The sequence below is a fragment of the Paenibacillus sp. MAH-35 genome (assembly GCF_058135425.1).
In genome coordinates this window covers 331,475-352,342 of record NZ_JBYUPU010000003.1, presented here as the reverse complement: position 1 = coordinate 352,342, position 20,868 = coordinate 331,475, and the positions used below count along the sequence as shown (strand labels likewise).

14 protein-coding genes, 1 pseudogene and 1 riboswitch are annotated in these 20,868 nt (G+C 56.4%); of the genes and pseudogenes, 13 read left to right on the top strand and 2 right to left on the bottom strand.

What is annotated here, in order from left to right:
- A pseudogene (locus AC3Y2E_RS04940) lies at positions 1-174 on the top strand (IS4 family transposase); the annotation flags it as partial.
- Between the two features lie 238 nt (positions 175-412).
- On the opposite strand, the gene AC3Y2E_RS04935 reads toward AC3Y2E_RS04940, so the two are convergent.
- Positions 413-538, bottom strand: coding sequence for a hypothetical protein (locus tag AC3Y2E_RS04935; RefSeq protein WP_379207757.1), 126 nt, complete (start codon positions 536-538; stop codon positions 413-415).
- Positions 539-1,765: 1,227 nt separating this feature from the next.
- On the opposite strand from AC3Y2E_RS04935, the gene hisS reads away from it, so the two are divergent.
- The 7 genes from hisS to AC3Y2E_RS04900 all read left to right on the top strand — a co-directional run bounded on the left by hisS (position 1,766) and on the right by AC3Y2E_RS04900 (position 11,272).
- Positions 1,766-3,028: a histidine--tRNA ligase gene (gene hisS, locus AC3Y2E_RS04930; RefSeq protein ID WP_379207755.1), complete on the top strand. Its 1,263-nt coding sequence runs from the start codon at positions 1,766-1,768 to the stop codon at positions 3,026-3,028.
- 30 nt (positions 3,029-3,058) lie between these two features.
- Positions 3,059-4,840 (top strand): aspartate--tRNA ligase, encoded by a 1,782-nt coding sequence (aspS, locus tag AC3Y2E_RS04925; protein ID WP_379207753.1) that lies wholly within the window; start codon positions 3,059-3,061, stop codon positions 4,838-4,840.
- Between the two features lie 177 nt (positions 4,841-5,017).
- Positions 5,018-5,770, top strand: coding sequence for a tRNA threonylcarbamoyladenosine dehydratase (locus tag AC3Y2E_RS04920; protein WP_190924699.1), 753 nt, complete (start codon positions 5,018-5,020; stop codon positions 5,768-5,770).
- A 441-nt stretch (positions 5,771-6,211) separates the two neighbouring features.
- A riboswitch (cyclic di-GMP riboswitch) is annotated at positions 6,212-6,354 on the top strand.
- A 108-nt stretch (positions 6,355-6,462) separates the two neighbouring features.
- Positions 6,463-7,104 (top strand): HD-GYP domain-containing protein, encoded by a 642-nt coding sequence (locus AC3Y2E_RS04915; protein WP_379207750.1) that lies wholly within the window; start codon positions 6,463-6,465, stop codon positions 7,102-7,104.
- A gap of 275 nt (positions 7,105-7,379) precedes the next feature.
- On the top strand, positions 7,380-8,531 hold the full coding sequence (locus AC3Y2E_RS04910; RefSeq protein ID WP_379207747.1) for a serine hydrolase: 1,152 nt from the start codon (positions 7,380-7,382) through the stop codon (positions 8,529-8,531).
- Between the two features lie 150 nt (positions 8,532-8,681).
- Positions 8,682-9,416: a response regulator transcription factor gene (locus AC3Y2E_RS04905; RefSeq protein ID WP_379207745.1), complete on the top strand. Its 735-nt coding sequence runs from the start codon at positions 8,682-8,684 to the stop codon at positions 9,414-9,416.
- Complete coding sequence (locus AC3Y2E_RS04900) at positions 9,413-11,272, top strand: sensor histidine kinase (protein ID WP_379207743.1); 1,860 nt, start codon at positions 9,413-9,415, stop codon at positions 11,270-11,272. Before AC3Y2E_RS04905 ends, AC3Y2E_RS04900 begins: the two co-directional genes overlap by 4 nt.
- Positions 11,273-11,475: 203 nt before the next feature.
- On the opposite strand, the gene AC3Y2E_RS04895 is transcribed toward AC3Y2E_RS04900, so the two are convergent.
- Positions 11,476-11,790, bottom strand: a complete 315-nt coding sequence (locus AC3Y2E_RS04895; protein ID WP_379207741.1) for a protein YxiS — start codon at positions 11,788-11,790, stop codon at positions 11,476-11,478.
- 63 nt (positions 11,791-11,853) lie between these two features.
- Between AC3Y2E_RS04895 and infC the strand changes: the two genes are divergently transcribed.
- The 5 genes from infC to AC3Y2E_RS04870 all read left to right on the top strand — a co-directional run bounded on the left by infC (position 11,854) and on the right by AC3Y2E_RS04870 (position 20,790).
- Positions 11,854-12,327 carry a translation initiation factor IF-3 gene (gene infC / locus AC3Y2E_RS04890; protein ID WP_379207739.1) on the top strand — a complete coding sequence of 158 codons (474 nt, stop codon included), beginning with the start codon at positions 11,854-11,856 and terminating at the stop codon, positions 12,325-12,327.
- A gap of 192 nt (positions 12,328-12,519) precedes the next feature.
- Positions 12,520-12,960: a MarR family winged helix-turn-helix transcriptional regulator gene (locus AC3Y2E_RS04885; protein WP_332075043.1), complete on the top strand. Its 441-nt coding sequence runs from the start codon at positions 12,520-12,522 to the stop codon at positions 12,958-12,960.
- Positions 12,961-13,355: 395 nt separating this feature from the next.
- A complete protein-coding gene (locus tag AC3Y2E_RS04880) occupies positions 13,356-16,568 on the top strand; it encodes an efflux RND transporter permease subunit (RefSeq protein WP_379207736.1) in 3,213 nt (1,070 codons plus the stop codon).
- 213 nt (positions 16,569-16,781) lie between these two features.
- Positions 16,782-18,104 (top strand): replication-associated recombination protein A, encoded by a 1,323-nt coding sequence (locus AC3Y2E_RS04875; RefSeq protein ID WP_379207734.1) that lies wholly within the window; start codon positions 16,782-16,784, stop codon positions 18,102-18,104.
- Between the two features lie 883 nt (positions 18,105-18,987).
- Complete coding sequence (locus AC3Y2E_RS04870; protein WP_379207732.1) at positions 18,988-20,790, top strand: right-handed parallel beta-helix repeat-containing protein; 1,803 nt, start codon at positions 18,988-18,990, stop codon at positions 20,788-20,790.
- The last annotated feature ends 78 nt before the right edge of the window (positions 20,791-20,868 follow it).

Here is a 20,868-nt window from a genome sequence, read left to right as displayed (position 1 = left end):
CGTCAGGAGAACGATGAGAAGTCACTTGGCGGACTCTACTTCCTCTTTTCCGATGAAGTACGTGATCTCGATTTAATCACTGCACTCCAGCAACTGATGGCATTTTTCATAGATATTGCCGAAGCCAGAACCAAACGGAACAAACAAGCAGTTATTCGTCAACTCCTCGATTGAATTGCCGGTTTACCCAGCTATATCAAAGGTTTATTGCCAAAATTAAGCTGCGAAAGTTGAGTAAATAACCCCCCGTTCTCCAAATGTAACACAAATGTAATCCCGATTTTATCGTGCGTTAACAAAAAGCGCCTATACTAAAAGTCGACCCCCTTTTTTCATATATAACCTTGGATAACCCGCAGCTTGCTGCGGGTTCTTTTCTTTCCCGGGCGGTTAACGGATCAACTGGGGACGCCTAAGTGAGCGGCAGTCGTCCGACTCGCCCGGCTCTTGCGAGCAGGCTGACAGTGAAAGGATCAAGCCAGCCAGCCAGCCGCTCCGCTTCATCCGCTTCGTTAACCGCCCGCCGCAGCTCTGCCATTTCGCCCGCCGTCCACCATCAACCGCCGCAGTCGTCCAAACTTGTAACACAACTGTAAACCGGATTTTATCGTCCGTTAACATAAGGCGTCTATACTAAGAGTCGACCCCCTTTTTTTATATATATACCTTGGATAACTCGCAGCTTACTGCGGGTTCTTTTCTTTTTCAGACGTTTTCTTATTCAGCTTGTCGTAACAAGGGAAGCAAAGCAGCTTGCCTTGCTCCGCAACTCCGTCCAGGAAACCGCCCTTGCAGTAGACGGGAGTTTGGCAAGATTGGCATGTACCGACCAGTTCCATTGACATTCACCCCTTCATAGGGAAGTATAAAGGAACGCGCGTTCCCGGCAGAATGAGACTGCCGATTCACTTTTAGTGCGAGTTCAAAAAGTCCGGTTTTCAGCACCGAAAAGATGGGATGAAGCTAGGAAATGAGGAGCGGAGCGTAGTGGAAACTTTTGTGAGCACCGGAAGTTCCGGCTGAATTCCATATTCGATGTCGAGTAGGCTTCCTGTATCTGCTTCGTGATCAAAAGCGGACTTTTTGAACAACCTCTTTTATTGTACCTTACTCGCGGCAGCGGCGACATAGTCCCGTTCGAAGAAGAGAAGGTACCCATTTCCCCTCTCGCGCGCAAACGGATTGGTTTGCCTGTCAAAGGATTGTCGCGCTCTTATACCCGATGGTTTTTCATCCATAATTCCCCCCTTGTCCCTTGACTTTGGACGGCCTCAAGTATACAATCAATAGGAATATTCGAGATTCGCAGATGGGACGAAGTAGTTCGAACCCAAGCCAGCAGAGAGGGGAGCCACGGCTGGAAGCTTCCCGGCGATGGACGGACGAATAACTTCCCGGAGAACGTACGGGGAACATGCGGCGAAGCACGCGATCGGAACGCCAAGCAAGCTTATAAGCAGGCGGCCAATTGACATTGCTTTCAGGCCGGTAAGTAGCCGTATCGCGTAGAGCGGGCGTTAACCGCTTTGAGTGCGCACGATCGTTTGTGGTTTTGCCGTACGGTTGAAGGACCGGATCGGAAACTCCGCAACGGATCGAGGAGATCAGCTCTTCGGGCGATTGTGCGAATGCGGGTGGTACCGCGGGTGATTTCGGCTAACGAACGAATATCCCGTCCCTGGCAATTATGCCGGGGGCGGGTTTTTGGTTTTTTTAAGCGATTGTCTCAAAATGTGGAAATGGAAAGGAAGCCGGGAGGATCAAGATGAGCATTCAAAAGCCGAAGGGGACGCAGGATCTGCTGCCGGGCGTCGTCGAGAAGTGGCAGTACATCGAGGAGAAGGCGCGCGACGTCTGCCGCCGCTTCAATTACAAGGAGATCCGCACGCCGATCTTCGAGAATACCGAGCTGTTCCAGCGCGGTGTCGGGGAGACGACCGATATCGTCGAGAAAGAAATGTACACGTTCCCGGATAAAGCGGACCGCAGCATGACGCTCCGTCCGGAAGGAACGGCAGGCGTCGTTCGGGCTTACGTAGAGAATAAGCTGTACGGCGAGCCGGACATTAACAAGCTGTATTATATCGGACCGATGTTCCGCTACGAGCAGCCGCAAGCGGGCCGGTACCGCCAGTTCCATCAGTTCGGCATCGAGGCGATCGGCTCCGCCGACCCGAGTCTGGACGCGGAAGTGATCGCGATGGGTTATTTGTTCTATAAAGAAATCGGACTGAAGGGCGTCCGGGTCGAGATCAACTCGGTCGGCAATCCGTCGTGCCGCAGCGTGTACCGTGAGGAGCTGCAGAAGTTTTTCGCGCCGGTCAAAGACAAGCTGTGCAAAGATTGTCAATCGCGCTACGAGCGCAATCCGATGCGTATCCTCGACTGCAAAAAAGATCAGGAGTACGGGGTCGGCGCGCCGTCGATTCTCGATTTTCTCGATGAGGAATGCCAGACTCACTTTAACAAGGTACAGCGGCATTTAACCGATATGGGCATCGAGTTCGTCATCAATCCGCGCATGGTGCGGGGGCTCGACTATTACACGCATACGGCGTTTGAGTATAAAGCGGCGGGCATTGGCGCGATCGATACGATCAGCGGCGGCGGCCGGTACAACGGCCTTGTCGGTACGATCGGCGGCAGCCATATCGATCAGCCGGGCGTTGGTTTCGGACTCGGTCTCGAGCGGGTGCTGCTTGTGCTGGAAGCTCAAGGCGTCGAGGTGCCGGGCGTACGCCCGCTGGACGCTTACCTGATCGGCCTCGGTGAAGCGGCCGGCGACGAGATCGCCAAGCTGTTGTTCGAGCTCCGCTCGGCAGGACTGACGGCGGAGAAAGATTACACGAGCCGGAAGATGAAGGCGCAGATGAAGTCGGCCGACCGGTATGCGGCCCGGTTTGTCGCCATCCTCGGCGACGACGAGCTGGCCAAGGGCACGATCATGCTGAAGGAGATGGCGACCGGTGAGCAAGCGGAAGTGCCGATTGCCAGCCTCGCCGATACTTTGAAGCAGAAGCTTTCGTAAATTAACCGAACTTTGGAGGATGAGATTCCTATGTTGTTGAAAACCCATCATTGCGGAAATCTAAGTGCAGCGAATATTGGAGATACGGTAGTGCTGAACGGCTGGGTAGCGGTCCGCCGCGACCTCGGCGGCGTATTGTTCATCGACTTGCGCGACCGCAGCGGTATCGTGCAAGTGGTGTTTAACCCGACCTTCTCGGGAGACGCTCTGGCGATCGCTGATAAAGCGCGCACCGAATATGTGCTGGCCGTAAAAGGCAAAGTCGTACAACGCGACGAAGCGACCGTGAACCCGAACCTGGCGACAGGGGACATCGAAGTTCAGGTTCATGAAATCGAGATTTTAAATGCAGCCAAAACGCCTCCGTTCTTTATTGAGGACGGTGTGGAGATCGACGAGCAGCTCCGTCTGAAATACCGTTACCTGGACCTTCGGCGTCCGGAAATGCAAAAGACGCTGATGCTGCGCTCCAAAGCGGCTAAAGTATTCCGCGATTTCCTGGACGAGAACGGCTTTCTCGAAGTGGAGACGCCGATCCTGACGAAAAGCACGCCGGAAGGCGCCCGCGACTATCTCGTGCCAAGCCGCGTTCATCCGGGCGAATTTTTCGCGCTGCCGCAATCTCCGCAAATTTACAAGCAGCTGCTCATGGTTAGCGGGCTGGAGCGTTATTACCAGATCGCACGCTGCTTCCGCGACGAGGATCTTCGTGCGGACCGCCAGCCGGAGTTCACCCAGGTGGACATCGAGACTTCGTTCCTGTCCCGCGACCAGCTGCTCGACATGATGGAGGAACTGGCCGTTCGCGTATTCAAAGAAACGATCGGCGTGGACATCCAGCGCCCGTTCCAACGGCTGACCTATGCCGACGCGATGGGCAAATACGGCTCCGACAAGCCGGACCTGCGCTTCGGCCTCGAACTGGTGGACGTGTCCGATCTGGTAGCCAACTCGGGCGTTCAAGTATTCGCGAACGTAACGAAAAAGGGCGGTCAAGTCAAAGCGCTGAACGCCAAAGGCTGCGGAACGTGGAGCCGGAAAGAAATCGACGACCTGCTGCCGTTTGCCGCTCGTTACGGGGCCAAGGGTCTGGCGTGGATTCAAGTGAAAGACGGCGAATGGAAAGGGCCGATCGTCAAGTTTTTCAGCGAGGAAGAAATCGCGGCGCTTAAAGAACGTCTGGGCGCCGAAGAAGGCGACCTGCTGCTGTTCTCGGCCGATACGAAAAAAGTCGTCGCCGACGTGCTCGGCAACCTGCGTCTGAAAATCGGCCGCGATCTCGGCCTGATCGACGACAGCGTATTTAAATTCGCGTGGGTCGTCGACTTCCCGCTGCTTGGCTACGACGAAGAGGCGAAGCGTTATGTGGCGGAGCACCATCCGTTCACGCGCCCCGTTGAAGAGGATCTGGCGTATTTCGATACCGATCCGGGTCAAATCCGCGCTCAAGCGTACGACCTCGTGCTGAACGGCTACGAAGTGGGCGGCGGCTCGATGCGTATTTTCAAACGCGACGTGCAGGAGAAAATGTTCCAGGCGCTCGGCTTCTCCCGTGAGGAAGCCCACGAGAAATTCGGCTTCCTGCTGGACGCGTTCGAATACGGCACGCCTCCGCACGGCGGCATCGCGTTTGGCTTCGACCGTCTGATCATGCTGCTGGCGGGCCGCACGAATCTGCGCGAAACGATCGCTTTCCCGAAAACGGCGAGCGCAACCGACCTGCTGATGAACGCGCCGTCCGAAGTCGATTCGAAGCAGCTTGAAGACTTGTCGATCAAGCTCGCCGTAAAGGAAGTAGCTGCCAAAGCTTAATAACTGCTGCGATATTAGCGCTCTCCTGGGGTGAATCGTTTTCCATAACCGGGAAGATAACCCTGTCACGTAGCAGGCTCGTTATTTCACAACAGTCGATAATAGCATACGACGGGCCCGCTTCCGGAGCATTTCCTCCGGCGGCGGAGCGCCCGGATCTAGCGAAGGGGATTGAATATGCTGCATCAATTTTCGCGAACGGAACTGGCGATCGGCCCCGAAGGACTGGACGTGTTGAAGGGCAGTACGGTTGCCGTGCTCGGCATCGGCGGAGTCGGCTCGATTGCGGCGGAAGCGCTTGTTCGTACCGGCGTCGGACGCGTGATCATGGTGGACAAGGATGTCGTCGATATTACGAATATTAACCGCCAGATTCATGCGCTGACGACTACCGTCGGGCAACCGAAGGCCGAGCTGATGCGCGACCGGGTCAAGCTGATCAATCCGGATTGCGATGCGATCGCGCTGCGGATGTTTTACACCGAGGAGACGTACGAGAAGTTTTTCGACTATCCGCTCGACTACGTGCTGGACGCCTCCGATACGGTGACATACAAGATCCATCTCATCAAAGAATGCCTGAAACGCAAAATACCGATCATCTCCAGCATGGGGGCGGCGAACAAGATGGACCCCACGCAGTTCCGCGTGGCGGACATCTCGCAGACGTCGGTTGACCCGCTCGCCCGCGTCATCCGCCAGAAGCTGCGCAAGGACGGGATCAAAAAAGGCGTCAAGGTCGTCTTCTCGACCGAGGAGCCGATTAAGCCGCGCGGTGACGTTACGCAGCGGATCGTGCCGGAGAACGCTCCGGATATCCGCAAAGCGCAGCAGCCGCCGGCCAGCAACTCGTTTGTACCGCCTGTAGCCGGCCTGATCATGGTCAGTGTCGTCGTACGCGACCTGCTCGAGAGAGCCGGGAAAGCCTGACGCCTAACCGGACCGCATATGGGGCGGACACGAAACGGGGCTGTCTGCACATTCACTTTTGAGAATATTGTGCGCCGTTCGAACCGATGTGCCTCGGGATAAAGGACTTCAGCCTCCACGTGACCGTGGAAGTTGAGGTCCTTTCGTTTGAAAACGGGGACGTTTTCCTGTGATCTGTGATGCAACACTATTGGAATAGCCTTATTTGATTTGGTTGTGATTCGTTTGGATGGTGACCCTTTATTCGACAAAAGGCGAGCCTGATCGTTGCGAAAAACGCACTTAATTCGTGATTATACATTACAAATCGAGAGCATGTGAGGAATATCGACATTTTTTTTGATTTTGCATGACAAAAATATACAAATCGGTTACAATCAAACTAATTGCACATATTCAATAAAAACAATAGGATGATGGAACTAAATACTTGTTCATAATCGAATCCAAAGGCACACTTATCGAAAGATAAGGCCGCAAAACCATTGGGGCTACCATGTAATTTGTCCCATATTCGCGCCGAGAACCGCCGGTTGCGAATATGGGATGCAACCGTATTACGTCATGCCAGCCAGGTCGCCGAACTATGAGACGGGACCCCTCTAACCTGAGGGTTTTTTTGTTGATCGGAACCCCGCGATTATCAGGCCGACACACGATTTCAGCTTATTGCCGATGAAGGGGGAGAAGTAATGCTGTACGCGATCAACCGTCTTTTGCAGCGATTGTCGGATAAAGACAGGGAGACGTTCGAACATGTAGGCCGGGTCGGGGCGCTCGCCCAGTGCTGGGTCACGCATTATCCGTTGGCCGGACCGGAGGACCGGCAAGTTTTTATTGTGGGATGCTGTGTGCATGATGTAGGGAAAATTAAAATCGAAACAGCCATTTTGCAAAAAACGTGCAAGCTTGACCAGGGCGAATGGGACCGGATGCGGACGCATCCCGAATCGGGCAGCGAACTGCTGATGCAGGAAGGGATGAAAGATGCCCGGCTGCTGGATATCGTCAAGTATCATCATGAGCGGTGGGACGGGTCCGGTTATCCGACGGGGCTCGGCAGCAGCCGGATTCCCCGGTTGGCCCGCATGTGCTCGATCGTGGACGCGTTCGACGCCATGACCTCGGACAGGCCTTACAAAAAAGGAAAAACGGTCGAACAGGCCAAGGTAGAACTTCTCGAGCAAAGCGGCATCCAGTTCGATGAAGAGCTGGTGCGGCAATTTCTGAGCTTGCCGGATCATCTGTTGCGCAATCCTCCGGCGGTGAGGCTGGATGAAGTGGCGGAACAGGGAGATTTGTTTTACGAGTTGACCTCGCACCGCAAAAACTGAATACAAGCAGCTCCGTTCTGCGCACAATCCGAAGCCCGAACCTGCCCGCCTCCTGTCTAGGAAGCGGAGCGCGTTCGGGTTTCGCCGCGAAATTCAATGAATTAAGGTGCCGTTAAGGTACGGTTTGAAGTCAGGTAAGCTTCGTCCGGTACAATACGACTAGTACAAAGTCGGAGGCGCGGCTGGAGAACGGCTGGATGGCCGCCGAACCCGTTGATGGCAGACACGTAAGTTTGACTTGTATCAGGTAATCAATGACCGGGAGGAGACTTATCTTGAAACTTTGGATGTGGATCGGAATTGGCGTCGGGACGTTGCTTGCAGGTGCGGTTATTTGGATCGGGGGGACGGCGTATTGGGCGAAAAAAGCGAATGCCGACTATGTATGGAAATTCGTAACGAACAATCCGGAGAAGGCGGCCATTACGCTTCGGAGGGACGGTCAAACGATTGCGCAGTCGAATTCGGACCGGGTCATGCCGCTGGCGAGCGCCGTGAAAACGATGATTGCGATCGAGTATGCGAAGCAGGCCGCGGCCGGCACGATTCATCCGGAAGAGCGGGTGCCGCTGTCTGTGCTGGACCGTTACTATTTGCCGAATCTGGACGGAGGGGCTCATCCGGCCTGGCTGGCGTATATCGAGGAAAGCTCGAAGGCCGAAGGCGACGCCGTGACGCTGGAAGAGGTGGCGAAAGGCATGATCCGGTACAGCTCAAACGCCAATACCGACTATTTGCAGGATAAGCTTGGTCTGGAGCGGATTCACGGGACTATCGCCGAGCTCGGACTCCGGCATCACGAGCCGTTGTTCCCGCTTAACGGGGCGCTGCTTATCCCGTACGAACTGATGAAGGGGTATTCCGGGCTCGACGGGAATGAGGCGAAGGCGAAAGCCAAGGAGGAGCTGTTCGCCATGCCTGCCGATGTGTTCCGGGCGATGGCCGTCCAGACAAGCGGCAAGCTGAAGGCGGATGCGGACGGTTCCTACAAGCGGGAGGCGAACCTGCGGAGCTGGTACGATCCGGAGTTCGACCGGTTCTATTCCGACCGTCTGACCGGATCGACCACACAGGAGTATGCCTCGGTTATGGCTAAGCTGAACGGCCGCGACCATTTCACTGCGGAGGTGCACCGGTACCTGGACCCGGTGATGGAGGGGCTGATGGAAAACCCGGCGAACCGGGAGCTGTTCCGGCATGCCGGCCGCAAGGGCGGGTCGACGGCGTACGTGCTGACGGATGCGATCTATGCGACCGCGAAGGACGGCACCCGGACCGAGCTGGCTTTATTTTTCAACGGTCTGAACGCCGTCGAGATGATGAAGTTGTCGGCCAGTCTGAACGCCTTCGAGCTGAAGCTGCTGACAGAGCCGTTATACGCGGAAACGGTCGGCCGCAAGATCGGGAGCGGGGAAGCCCGGCCGTAATTTCTGAACCTGATTGCAATCCGCAATCCGCAAACTGCAACCCGGCCGATTCAGCCGCGGTTAAGGCTCCGTTAAGGTTCCGGTAAGCGAATGCGCCAGCCGGTTATGATACAATGCAGAGGTAAAGTCGGCAAGAGGAGTGAACTACCGATGGAGTTGCTGGAGGCTAACCTGCTGCTGGTCGACGATGAACCGGCTATTTTGCGGATGATGAAAACCGTGCTGGAGAAGGAAGGCTTTAAGTGGATCGAGACGGCCGCTTCGGGTGAAGAAGCGATCGCCGCCTGCGAAGCGGCGGTGTTCGATCTGGTCGTGCTGGACGTGATGCTGCCCGGGCGCAGCGGGTTCGATATATGCCCTTTTATCCGCCGCACGACCGACGCGCCGGTGCTTTTTCTGACGGCGAGAACGACGGACCTGGACAAACTGACCGGATTTGCCGTAGGCGGCGACGATTATATTACGAAACCGTTTAATCCGCTCGAAGTGGTGGCCCGGATCAAGGCGCAACTGAAGCGGTATTTGAAACCAGGGACGGCTCAGGCTGCCCGGACGGCGGCGGAGCGGAACGTGTACGATTACGGCCGATTCCAGCTGGATGCGGATGCAGGCGAACTGCGAGTGTGCGGCGAACCGGTCGTTTGCCCGGCGCAAGTGTTTCAGCTGCTGCTGTTTCTGTGCCGTCATCCGAACCGGATCTTCACGAAGTCTCAGCTGTACGAGCACGTATGGGGCGACGAATGTCTCGGTGACGACAATACGGTGATGGTGCATATACACCGGATTCGCGAGCGCATCGAGCGTAATCCGTCGGAGCCCGAGCTGCTGCTGACGGTGCGGGGACTCGGCTACAAGCTGGTGCGGCGGGAGGAAGGCGGCCTGTGAGCGGCGGCAGGAAGGAGACGAGGGCGGGAACGCTGCCGGTGGTCAGGAACAGCAGGCAAGTGCGCTCGAAGCTGATTTGGCATTTTGTGCTGAGGCTTGTTGCGGCGGGCATGATCGCGATCCTGCTGTTGTTCGGAGTATGGCTCGCGGTGGCGGACCGGATGATGAAGGAGGATCTGAAAGGGAATTTTGCGGAAGCCGGATTGCCGCTTCTCGTGGATTCGGTACAGCTTCGCGATGGACGGGAGGAGTACGATCCGAAGCTGCTCGACGCGGTCCGCCGAAGCGGAGGATGGCTCCAGACGCTGGACGAGCGGGGGACGGTTACCTCTTCCTTTTATACGCCGGACGATGTGCCTTCGCATTACGATCCCGGAGAACTGACCGACTACTGGATGAAAAACAAGCCGTTCCGCTATTCGCTGTATGTATGGATCGAGAAAAAAGAGGGGCGGACGTACACGCTTCTGTACGGGGTGAAGCGAACCGGGGAACGCCTTCTGGAGCGGCTCCACACGGAAGCGGTCTATGAGGAAGGCCGGTTAAAACTGGCCGAGCCGCTGCTGCAGGAGCTTGTGCGCAACCGGGCGTCGGTGCAGCTCGTGAACGGGGAAGGCGGCGAGCTCGCTTCGCTGAACAAAAGAGAGGGCATTCCGGACCGGTATACGGTCGAGGAGCTGGTCTTGCGCAGCGGTTACCCGAACCGGTATGGCCTGGAGACGGCTTCCCGCTACGACGAAGCGAGCGGGCGGACCTGGATCGTAACGGTGCCGCTCGGGCTGCCGGGCGACGGGGATTCGGGGCAATCTCCCGCAGGAGATCAGACTCCGCATACGACGATTTTGCTGGGCGGGGTATTCGTGTTCGTGACGGCGGTGCTGGTCTTATTGCTTGCCTTGTCGATCTGGTACGGCCGCAGATTCGGAACGCCGATGCTGCACATGATGGACTGGCTGCACACGCTGAGCCAAGGCGTATACCGGGAGCCGGAGGGGCGGTCGGGCATCCCCCGCAGCAGGAAGAAAAACGGCAAACTGAGACGAAAATACAGGCTGTACGAGGATGTGCTCCGGTCGCTCGACCGGCTGACCCACACTCTCAAAGATAATGAAACCGTAAAGCGCAAGCTCGAGCAGACCCGCGAGGAATGGATCGCCGGGGTGTCCCACGACTTGAAGACGCCTTTATCCTCGATCGTCGGTTATGCCCATATGCTGGAGACGGACGCGTACGAGTGGACGAACGAAGAAGTGCGCGAGTTCGCCTCTACGATGAAGGACAAAGCCGCGTATATGGACCGGCTGATCAACGACCTCAGCTTGACGTACCGGCTGAAAAACGGGGCGCTCCCTATTGAGCGGGAACTGTGCGACGTCTCGGAGCTCGTCCGGCGCTCGGTGTTGTCGTTTGTGGACGATCCCCGGTTTGCCGGAACGCCGGTAACGTTCTCCGGACCGGACGAACCGGTTCTGTACCATGTCGATCCGAAATGGTTCCGGCGCATCGTCGATAATGTGCTGGCGAATGCGCTTCTCCACAATCCTCCGGATACGGAAGTGAAGCTGTCGGTATGCCCGCTGGAGCCGGACGGTTTTACACTGGACATCGAGGACCGGGGGAGAGGGATGAACAAGGATACGGTCGACCGGCTGTTCGAGCGGTATTACCGGGGGACGAATACGGAAGGGGCGGGCAACGGTACCGGGCTGGGCATGGCGATCGCTAAGCAGCTTGTGCTGGAGCACGGAGGTACGATCAAGGTAACGAGTGAAGTGGGACGGGGAACGCGGGTTATTTTGACGTTCGGGCGACAGGGCCGCATTTCCGGGAACGGGGCCAGGGAGATTGAAGAATAGGCTGTCGGAAACGGGGGCGAGCCAGCCTGATGGCGGACCGTACCCGTACAGTCCGGAGAGGCTGCGGCAGCTTGAGGAAGCCGCTGCTCGGCGGCCGGCCGGATGCGAAGCTTGCGTGTACAGGTAGAGCTGGTGTGTCCCGACGGAATGGAGTTTGCGCGTACAGGTAGGGATGGTGTGTCCCGGCGGAGTGGAGCTTGCTGTCAGCTTTGTGCCTTTTTCCTGCCCCGCTTGGCGATCTGTTCGGTGACGACGAAGGCGAGCTCCTCGTTGCCGAATAAGGACAAGACACCGAGCACAGTCTCGTCGGGTATGTCCCCCGCTTCGTGCTTGGATACGGTCAAGTCGACGGCTTGCTGCAGGGCGGCATTTTCGGCCTGGTCCGGATAAGCCTGCTTGTACAAAGCTGGCGGGTCGAGATCGTTATTGACGCACCACTGGGCGAAAACGAGGATCATCATCGTCTCGTCTCGCTCGTAATTGCGGATGATTTGTTCTTCCAGTTGTTTGCGGTGCATTGAAAAATCTCCCCCAAAGACGTAATATGGGTTCATTATAACGAAAGATCAGGTGCGTTCACAATGATTAAAAATGAGAAAATCAAAGCGTCCGAAGTACATCTGACCGGCGTGGACGGGGAAAATTTGGGCGTGGTTCCGACCCCGGAGGCGCTCGCGATGGCCAAACGTCTCAAGGTGGACCTCGTATGCACGTCGCTGCTCAGCAGCCCTCCTCCCTGCCGGCTGATCCGGGCCGGAGCCGCCAAGGAAGCGGCCCAGCAGGAGCGCAAGCGGGAGCGGGGGCCGAAGGTGAAGGAAATCCGGCTTACGCCGCATATCGAGGAGCACGATCTGGAGACGAAGCGGCGGCAGGCGGAGAATATTTTAAGAGTGGGAGATGCCGTTTTGTTCGTCGTCCGCATTCAAGGCAAGGAAGGCGCCGCCGCCAAGGAGCTGCTTGAGGACCTGCTTAAGCAGCTCCGCCCGGTCGGCGCCAAAAAGACGGGCATTCAGCTCAGCGGCAAGCAGGCGGCCGTTCAGATCGACCCGTTGTAGACCGACCCACGCCTTTTCATTCAGACGCTTCCAATTTCGCTTCTGCAGCGGCTTGGAGGCGTCTTCGGCTATCTGCATATCCATGCGTTGACTATGCCCAGCCGACTGTGATATAGTTCCCTTGTTGAATTGTTTTACTGTAAAACTATTGGACAGTCGAATTAAATAATAGACAGGAAAAGGAGGGTTTTAATGGACGGGGAACAGCTCCATCAGTTGATTCACAGGTACGAGAGTGCGACGTTTACGGTTAACCGCCGGCTAAGCGCGCTAATCCGCGAGTTGATGCCCGGAGGGCTGACCGCCGACCAGTACGGAATATTGCGTTATATCCAGGAACGGCAGCGCTGCACGTCTTCGGAACTGGCGGATATGTTTTGCGTCGGTAAAAGCTCGATTACGGCGATCATTACCCGCTTGTTCGATAAAGAGCTGATTCGGCGAATGCCGGACGAGAAAGACCGCCGGGTTATCTATTTGCAGCTTACCGAGAAAGGGGCCGGCGTCGCGACAGAGATGGAGATCAAAATCCAGCAGTTGCTGGCGAGATATATCAGTCATTTCGAGGAGCAGGAGGCCGAGACGTTTATCCGGACTTACGAGAAGCTGGCTAAGGTGCTGACCGAACACTAGAAGAGGAAGAGGTTGTTCAAAAAGTCCGCTTTTGATCACGAAGCAGATCAAGAAGCCTACTCGACATCGAATATGGAATTCAGCCGAAACTTCCGGTGCTCACGTAGCTCCCACTACGCTCCGCTCCTCATTTCCTAACTTCATCCCATCTTCTCGGTGCTGAAAACCAGACTTTTTGAACTCACAATAGAAGAGGTTGTTCAAAAAGTCCGCTTTTGATCACAAAGCCGATCAAGAAGACTACTCGACATCGAATATGGCATTCAGCCGGAACTTCCGGTGCTCACAAAAGCTTCCACTACGCTCCGCTCCTCATTTCCTAGCTTCATCCCATCTTCTCGGTGCTGAAAACCAGACTTTTTGAACACGCACTAGAATGGAGGCTTGCTGGCATCATGAAAACGATTATTAAACTAAGGTGGGTTGTACTTGCGCTATGGCTGGCCGGTTCGGTCGTCCTGTTCCTGACGGCGCCGGATATGGCGCAGCTGGTCCGGGACAAAGGGCAAATTACGGTGCCGGTAGGACATTCCTCGACGATCGCCGCCGATATGATGAAGAAGATGAAAGACGATTCGGCCGGCGGCCCGGCAACGGCCGAGCGTACCTCCGTGCTCGTGTTCCATAACGAGAAGGGGCTCTCCTCCGCGGATATGAGCGAAATCAGGCGCGGCATCGACAAGCTGAAGAGCAGCCGAGACAGCTCCGGGGTTACATCGGTCACCACTCACTTCGATATGAAGGAGCTGGAAGATCAGATGGTGGCGAAGGACGGGAAGACGGTGCTTGCGCTCGTCGCTTCTTCGTCCGAAGGCCGCACGCAGGCGGAAGCGAGAGACGCGTTGTACGCCGCCGTGGCCGACGTAAAGGTCGACCATTATTACACGGGCAGTTGGCTGATTAACGAAGACGTCGTGCAGAGCTCGCAGGAAGGATTAAAAAAGACCGAGTGGATTACGCTCGTTTTTATTATGACGATCCTGTTCGTCGTATTCCGTTCGGCGGTAGCTCCGTTTATTCCGCTGCTGTCCGTCGGGCTGACGTATCTGGTCTCCCAGTCGGTCGTCGCCTTTCTCGTCGAATATCTCGACTTCCCGCTTTCCAACTTTACGCAAATTTTTCTGGTCGCGGTGTTGTTCGGGATCGGCACGGACTACTGCATCCTGCTGATCAGCCGCTTCAAGGAGGAGCTGGCTCATCGCGGAGACAAGACGGAAGCGATTATCGAGACGTACCGGACGGCGGGCAAGACAGTCCTGTTCTCGGGTCTTGCGGTGCTGGTCGGCTTCGCCTCCATCGGATTATCCACCTTCGTGCTCTACCGTTCGGCGGTAGCGGTGGCGGTTGGGGTAACCGTACTGATGGTTGCTTTGTATACGCTGGTCCCGTTTTTTATGGCTGTGCTCGGAAAAGCGATTTTCTGGCCGGCCCGGGGATCGCTTGAGCATAAGCCGAGCCGTTTGTGGGGAGCCGTCGGTTCGTTCTCGCTGAAGCGTCCGTTAGGCGCCCTGCTTATTCTTGCCGTTATTATCATTCCTTTCCTGACGGCTTACAAAGGCTCGATCTCGTATAATTCGCTGGATGAGATCGGCGAGAAATACAACTCGGTTAAAGCGTTCCAAGTCATCTCGAACAGCTTCGGCCCCGGCGATTCGCTTCCTTCGACGATCGTGATGGAGGCGGACCAGCGGATGGATACGCCGGAGGGGTTGGCCGCGATCGAGCAAGCGACCCGGGAGCTGGCGGCAGTCGACGGTGTGAAGACGGTCCGCAGCGCTACAAGGCCGACCGGAGAGCCGATGAACGACTTCCAGGTCACCGAGCAGATCGGGATGGTGGACGACGGTCTGGGCCAGAGTACAGACGGCCTGGGGCAGATCGGCCAAGGATTGTCCGAAGCGAGCAAGGCGCTTAGCGGCAACGCTCCGAAGCTGAACGAAGCGGTGCAGGGAGCCGAGCAGCTCGTCGCGGGCACGAATGCGCTGAAGGCGGGCGTCGTCCAGCTCGGCGCAGGGCTGAAGCAGCTGGAGCAGGGCTTGCGCGAAGGATCGGTAGGCGCAGGCGAACTGCAAGCGGGACTAGAGCAGGCCAAGACGAGCGCGGAGCAGCTTGCGGCGGCTAGCCGTCAGATGCGGGCCGGCTATGGCGAGATCGGCAGCGGTCTCGGACAGCTGGCGCAAGCTTACGGCGACGTTGCCGCCGAGCAGCAGAAGCTGGCTGACGGGCTTGCCGAATTGAGAGCCGGGCTCGGCGGATTGGAGCAAGCTTATCCGCAACTGAAGGAAGATCCGAACTTTGCCCGGGCAATCGGCGCGGTGACCCAATTGCAGGCGGGAGCGGCCGGAATCAGCGAAGGTTTGAAGCAGTTGAACGGGCAGCTCGCCGGACTGGATCAGGGTATCGGCCGGGCGAATGCAGGCTTCGAGCAGGCGGCAGCCGGTCAGGCCGCGCTTGCCCAAGGACTTGGCCAGCTGGCCGAAGGCATTGCGGGCCTGCAAGCCGGGATCGAGCAGGCGGCGGACGGCCAAGGCCAGATTACGGCGAAGATTCCGGAGATGACGCGAGGTCTGGACCAGCTGGCAGCGGGACAAAAAGAGCTGCAGGCCGGATTCGCCGAGCTGAACGGACAGTTGGGACAGCTGACGAGCGGACTCGACCAAAGCGTGAACGGCTTGTCGCAAGTATCCGGCGGTCTCCAGACGGCGCAATCGTTCCTGAACGAGCTGTCGGGAGCGCCGAATAAGCAGATGACCGGCTGGCACATCCCGAACGAGGCACTGAGCAACGTCGATTTCCAAAAGTCGCTTGACGTCTATATGTCCGGGGACCGGAAAACGGTCAAATTCGATGTCGTATTCGCTGGCAATCCGTATGCGACGGAAACGCTGATGAAGATGGAGGAACTGAACGCCGCGATGGCGCGTGCGCTGAAGGGAACTTCGTTTGAACAGGCAGCTTACGCGATCGACGGAGTAACGAGCATGAATCACGATCTGAAGTCAATTTCCGACGCGGATTACTCTCGCACGATGATTTTGATGCTGATCGGAATATCGATTATTTTGATCGTGCTGTTCCGCTCGATTGTCATGCCGATTTATCTCGTATTGTCGCTGCTTGTCACGTTTTATACGTCGATGGCGATTACGGAAGTGTTGTTCGTCCGGATTCTCGGTTATGCGGGCATCAGCTGGGCGGTGCCGTTCTTCGGCTTCGTCATGCTGATGGCGCTTGGCATCGACTACAGCATCTTCCTGATGGACCGGTTCAAGGAGTACCGTCATCTGCCGCCGCAGGAAGCGATCCTGAAGGCGATGCGGAACATGGGGACGGTCATCATGTCGGCGGCGGTTATTCTGGGCGGAACGTTTGCGGCGATGCTGCCGTCCGGCGTCATGTCGCTGCTGCAAATTGCGACGATCGTATTGTGCGGATTGTTCCTGTACGCGCTCGTCATGCTGCCGCTGTTCATTCCGGTGATGGTGCGCACGTTCGGGGAAGCGAACTGGTGGCCGTTCATGGAGCGCAGCGGGCAGTCCCAGCGGCAGAGCGGCCGGGTTCCGGGCGGGATGGCTTCGATCCATTCGCATCAGGATCATTCCGGATAAGAGCGGCAGGCCGGAAGAATGCCGGGTTTATTGACCCGGTTCGGGTAGAAAACCCGCAGCTGCGCTGGTATAATTAGAGAAGGACAAGGCGAAGGGCCGTCATCTCCGGGTGACGGCTTTCGTATTGGCTTGCAGGGCCGGCGGTGGGAGAGAGGCCGGAATTCGATCGCGTGCAAGATCGGCATTTATCGATTAATCAGGGTGGGGAATCTAGTGGACTTATTTACATATGACGATGCGTCGAAAAGCGCGGGCAGGCTGCTAGCCGACCGGATGCGGCCGCGGACGCTGGACGAATATCTGGGACAAGAGCATATCGTCGGACCCGGCAAGCTGCTCAGGCGGGCGATCGAAGCGGACCAGGTCACCTCGATTTTGCTGTATGGGCCGCCGGGGACGGGGAAGACGACGCTTGCAAACATTATATCGAATGCGACGAACGGGGAGTTTGTCCGGCTGAACGCCGTTGACGCTTCGGTGAAGGACGTTCGCGAGGTGATCGAGCAGGCCAAGGCGAATAAAGCGATGTATGGCAAAAAAACGATATTGTTTCTCGATGAGGTACACCGGTTCAATACATCCCGCCAGGATGCGCTGCTGCCGTCTGTCGAACAGGGGATCATTACGTTTATCGGGGCGACGACGGAAAATCCGTTTCATCATGTGAACGGAGCGTTATTGTCGCGCTCGACCTTGTTCGAGCTGAAGCATCTGACGTTTGAGCATTCGCTCGGCGCGATGAGGCGAGCGCTGGAGGACGGCGAGCGCGGACTCGGCTTTATGCAGATCGAAGCCGAAGAGGAGGCGCTGCAGCATATCGCGCAGATGGCGAACGGCGATATTCGCCGGGCGTTGAATGCGCTGGAGCTGGCGGCGCTGACGACGTCGCCCGATCCGCACGGCATCGTCCGCATCACGCTGCAGGTGGCGGAGGAATCGATCCGCCGCCCGACGGTGAAGGCGGATGAGTCGACGCAGTACGACGTGTTGTCCGCCTTTCACAAAAGCGTGCGCGGATCGAGCGACGCGGCGCTGTACTGGTTTCTGTATGCGGTCGAGCAGCTCGGCATGGACCCGATGACGTTTCTGCGGCGGCTGATCGTCGCCTGCAGCGAAGATATCGGGCTGGCGAATCCGCAGGCGATGGTGCAGGCGGTGACGGCGATGGACGCCTACCATAAGATCGGCTGGCCGGAGGCCAAGTACAACATCGCACAGGCGATCCTGTTTGCCGTCGAGAGTCCGAAATCGAATTCGATTCCGATCGCGATCGCAAGCGTCATGGCATCGATCGAGCGGACGAAATCGGCCGAAGTACCGCTTCACCTACGTGATACCCATTACAAAGGGGCGGCGCAGCTCGGCCACCAGGGGTACAAGTATCCGCACGATTACCCAGGGCATTACGTGGCGCAGCAATATTTGCCGAACGAGATCCGCGAAGCCGTATTTTTCGACGCCTCCTCCCAAGGGATGGAGGAAAAGATGAAGCAAAATCAGCAGCTGCGCAAAAGGCAGGACGGCAGGGGCCAATGAGGCTGGGGCGGTTCGGGGGGGCACCACCGAGGGCTAGGGTGGGAGATCAATAAGAGCGGTTTGAGCCTCTTATTCCGTAAGAATTCAGGTCCCAAATGCAAATAAGAGCGATATGCAGCTTCTATTTTTCGTCAAATGGCGGATTTCCGGCGGATTAGCTGGAATAAGAGGTGCAAATCGCTCTTATTTTATCCCTTTTCAAGAAAACATACCCAATAAGGGGTGCAAACCACTCTTATACGACCGACGCCAAGTTGTGAAAGGAGAGAGGCCGCTGAATCCTTCCACATCCGAAGGAGAAGTCATCATATTACCAACGGATGAAATGTTTTCGTCTATTGGCAGCGAGTCGAATGATTTTATAATAAAACATGAAAGCGATTTCAATTTTAAGCGTAGTCTGGCTCGCTTCACAGTTCAGTTTGATGCACAGTCTGGCTCGCTTCACAGTTCAGTTCGATGCACATCTGGCTCGCTTCAGAGTAAGATTCGCTTCATAGTCCGTGTCGATCCATAGTCCTGACCGCCGCAACCGCCGCGGCAGACCGTCCAGTCAACTCATGGAAGAGGCGCTGCCGGCTACCCGATCGTTATGTCGAAGTCGGAGCCAATCGGTATGCTCCGGGACCGTCATTTTGAAGACGGAATCGCCATATCAGTTGCTCCGGGACCGTCATCTTGAAGACGGAATAGCGCCATATCAGTTGCTCCGGGAGCGTTATCTTGAAGACGGAATAGCGCCTTATCGGTATGCTCCGGGACCGTTATCGTGAAGACGAGATAGCGCCTTATTGGTATGATCCGGTACAACAGCGGAAGGTGCGTCTTATCCAAGGCCATCCATAGTTCAGTCATATAAACCATCCGTAATGGAGGAATGAACATGTCCGAACAAAATCGCAGCGAAGAGGCAACCGGAGCCGAGCGGCAGGAAAACGGAAACAGGTTGCAGGAAAACGGAAGCAGAAAGCAGGAAGACGGAAGCAGAAAGCAGGAAGACGGAAACAGGTTGCAGGAAGACGGAAGCAGGCCGCAGGAGGAGCAGCCGATTAGGCAGCAACCGGACCGGACGGACGGTTCTGAAGAGCAAGCGGCGGCGAGAGCGTCAATTAGCCGAAGAAAGCTGCTTGCGTCGGTTGGCCTTGTGAGCGCTGCGATGGCCGCAGGCACGGTAATGAGCAGAATAACGCCAGGATATGCGAGAAGCAAGGATGGTGAAGTAGTGGATTCCGTGTACGAGAATACGGCCGGCAAGAAAAAAGCGAAGCTGCAGCCATTGATTTCGATGACAGGGCCCATCGTGAATGTGAGGGATTTCGGCGCAGCCGGCGACGGGACGAATGATGACACGGCCGCCATCCGCAGCGCGTTAAGCGCCGTACCTGAAGGCGGCACTGTTTTTTTTCCGCTAGGCACATATCTGGTGACCGGGAATTTGTCCGTGCAAACGAATTGTATCACGCTGGAGGGACAAGGCTGCCAATCGAAAATCGTGTACACCTACGAGCAGACGGTGGCCGACACCGAGCAGACAGCCAGCTTGTTCACGTTCCAGGCTGGATTGACCGGCATTACAGTGAAAAGGCTGAACCTCCACTATACCGGCACTTTTTTCCCGAACGTCGGTGAAAGCTATAACGGCAAAGTAAGTGCGCTGATCTTCAACCGGTGTGAAGATGTGCTTGTCGAGAAGGTGGATATCTCCGGGTTTAATGCTAATGCGATTTACGTGTCGGGAACGAGCTCCGCTTATGCCAAACGGTTCAAAGTGCATCAGTGTTATCTTCATCACAACCGTGTTGCAGGCGTATTGTTCGGTTATGTCGAATTTATCAGCATCATCGATTGCGATCTGGAATACCACGGCTCTCAGCTGGACGGAGGAACCGGCTACGGCTGCGCCGGATTCTCGGGAGCGATGCCCATGCACATTCAGATCATCGGCAACCGGGCCAACTACAATTACCGCAAAGGGATCGACCTGCATGCCGGACTTAACGCGATCATCGAGGGCAATATTTGTCACGGCAACCGGCTGTACGGGATTTATGCGGTTGGGCCCCGGACGGGAAACGTGACGATTCGCGGCAATTTCATTTCCGGCATGCGCAGACAGACGATCGGAATTCCTGCTCCCTACACCTGGATTACCGGGATCAGTTTCGGCCATTATTCAACGGCTCTCACCCCGTACGAGTACGAAAACTACCTGATTGAAGGCAATACCTTAACGGATTTCGGGATGGGGGAGGGAGAGGCTTACCCGATCTACGGCTACTTCAACTTTCAAAAAGGAACCGTGCAGATCAAAAACAATGTGATCCGGGCCGGCCGCATTTCTTATTTGATCCTGTTGTCCACGGCCACTTCAGCCGGAAATCGCGATACGAAGGTTGACGTTTCAGGCAATCAGGCTTTTGTCGAGGAGTGCACCGAGTACACGCTCTATTTGCCGCAATGCAAGCAGTTGAACGTACAGGGCAACCAACTATCGACCCATCAGACGAACCGTCACGATGGGGTGACCGTTGTGGACAACGGAAGCTTACAAACGTTTACCTGCATCGGCAATCATATCGAAGATCCGCTCATCGCCCAACCGTCCGCCTTGAAGGGATACAACCAGACTTGGCTGACTTCAAAAAGTTATAAAGCCGGAAACTTCCTTAACGGAACGCTGGAGTAGAGAGAGGGGGGATCGCTGACGGATAAAGGGATTTACAGCCGGACGAGCCCATCAGGCCGGAGGGGAGGAGCGCAATCG

What these genes read in the sequence shown, in the direction of transcription:
- hisS (WP_379207755.1), top strand. Translation starts at nt 1,766, where the DNA reads ATGAGCATTCAAAAGCCGAAGGGGACGCAGGATCTGCTGCCGGGCGTC.
- AC3Y2E_RS04905 (WP_379207745.1), top strand. Translation starts at nt 8,682, where the DNA reads ATGGAGTTGCTGGAGGCTAACCTGCTGCTGGTCGACGATGAACCGGCT.
- AC3Y2E_RS04885 (WP_332075043.1), top strand. Translation starts at nt 12,520, where the DNA reads ATGGACGGGGAACAGCTCCATCAGTTGATTCACAGGTACGAGAGTGCG.
- AC3Y2E_RS04920 (WP_190924699.1), top strand. Translation starts at nt 5,018, where the DNA reads ATGCTGCATCAATTTTCGCGAACGGAACTGGCGATCGGCCCCGAAGGA.
- AC3Y2E_RS04915 (WP_379207750.1), top strand. Translation starts at nt 6,463, where the DNA reads ATGCTGTACGCGATCAACCGTCTTTTGCAGCGATTGTCGGATAAAGAC.
- AC3Y2E_RS04880 (WP_379207736.1), top strand. Translation starts at nt 13,356, where the DNA reads ATGAAAACGATTATTAAACTAAGGTGGGTTGTACTTGCGCTATGGCTG.
- aspS (WP_379207753.1), top strand. Translation starts at nt 3,059, where the DNA reads ATGTTGTTGAAAACCCATCATTGCGGAAATCTAAGTGCAGCGAATATT.
- infC (WP_379207739.1), top strand. Translation starts at nt 11,854, where the DNA reads ATGATTAAAAATGAGAAAATCAAAGCGTCCGAAGTACATCTGACCGGC.
- AC3Y2E_RS04935 (WP_379207757.1), bottom strand. Translation starts at nt 538, where the DNA reads ATGGCAGAGCTGCGGCGGGCGGTTAACGAAGCGGATGAAGCGGAGCGG.
- AC3Y2E_RS04870 (WP_379207732.1), top strand. Translation starts at nt 18,988, where the DNA reads ATGTCCGAACAAAATCGCAGCGAAGAGGCAACCGGAGCCGAGCGGCAG.
- AC3Y2E_RS04895 (WP_379207741.1), bottom strand. Translation starts at nt 11,790, where the DNA reads ATGCACCGCAAACAACTGGAAGAACAAATCATCCGCAATTACGAGCGA.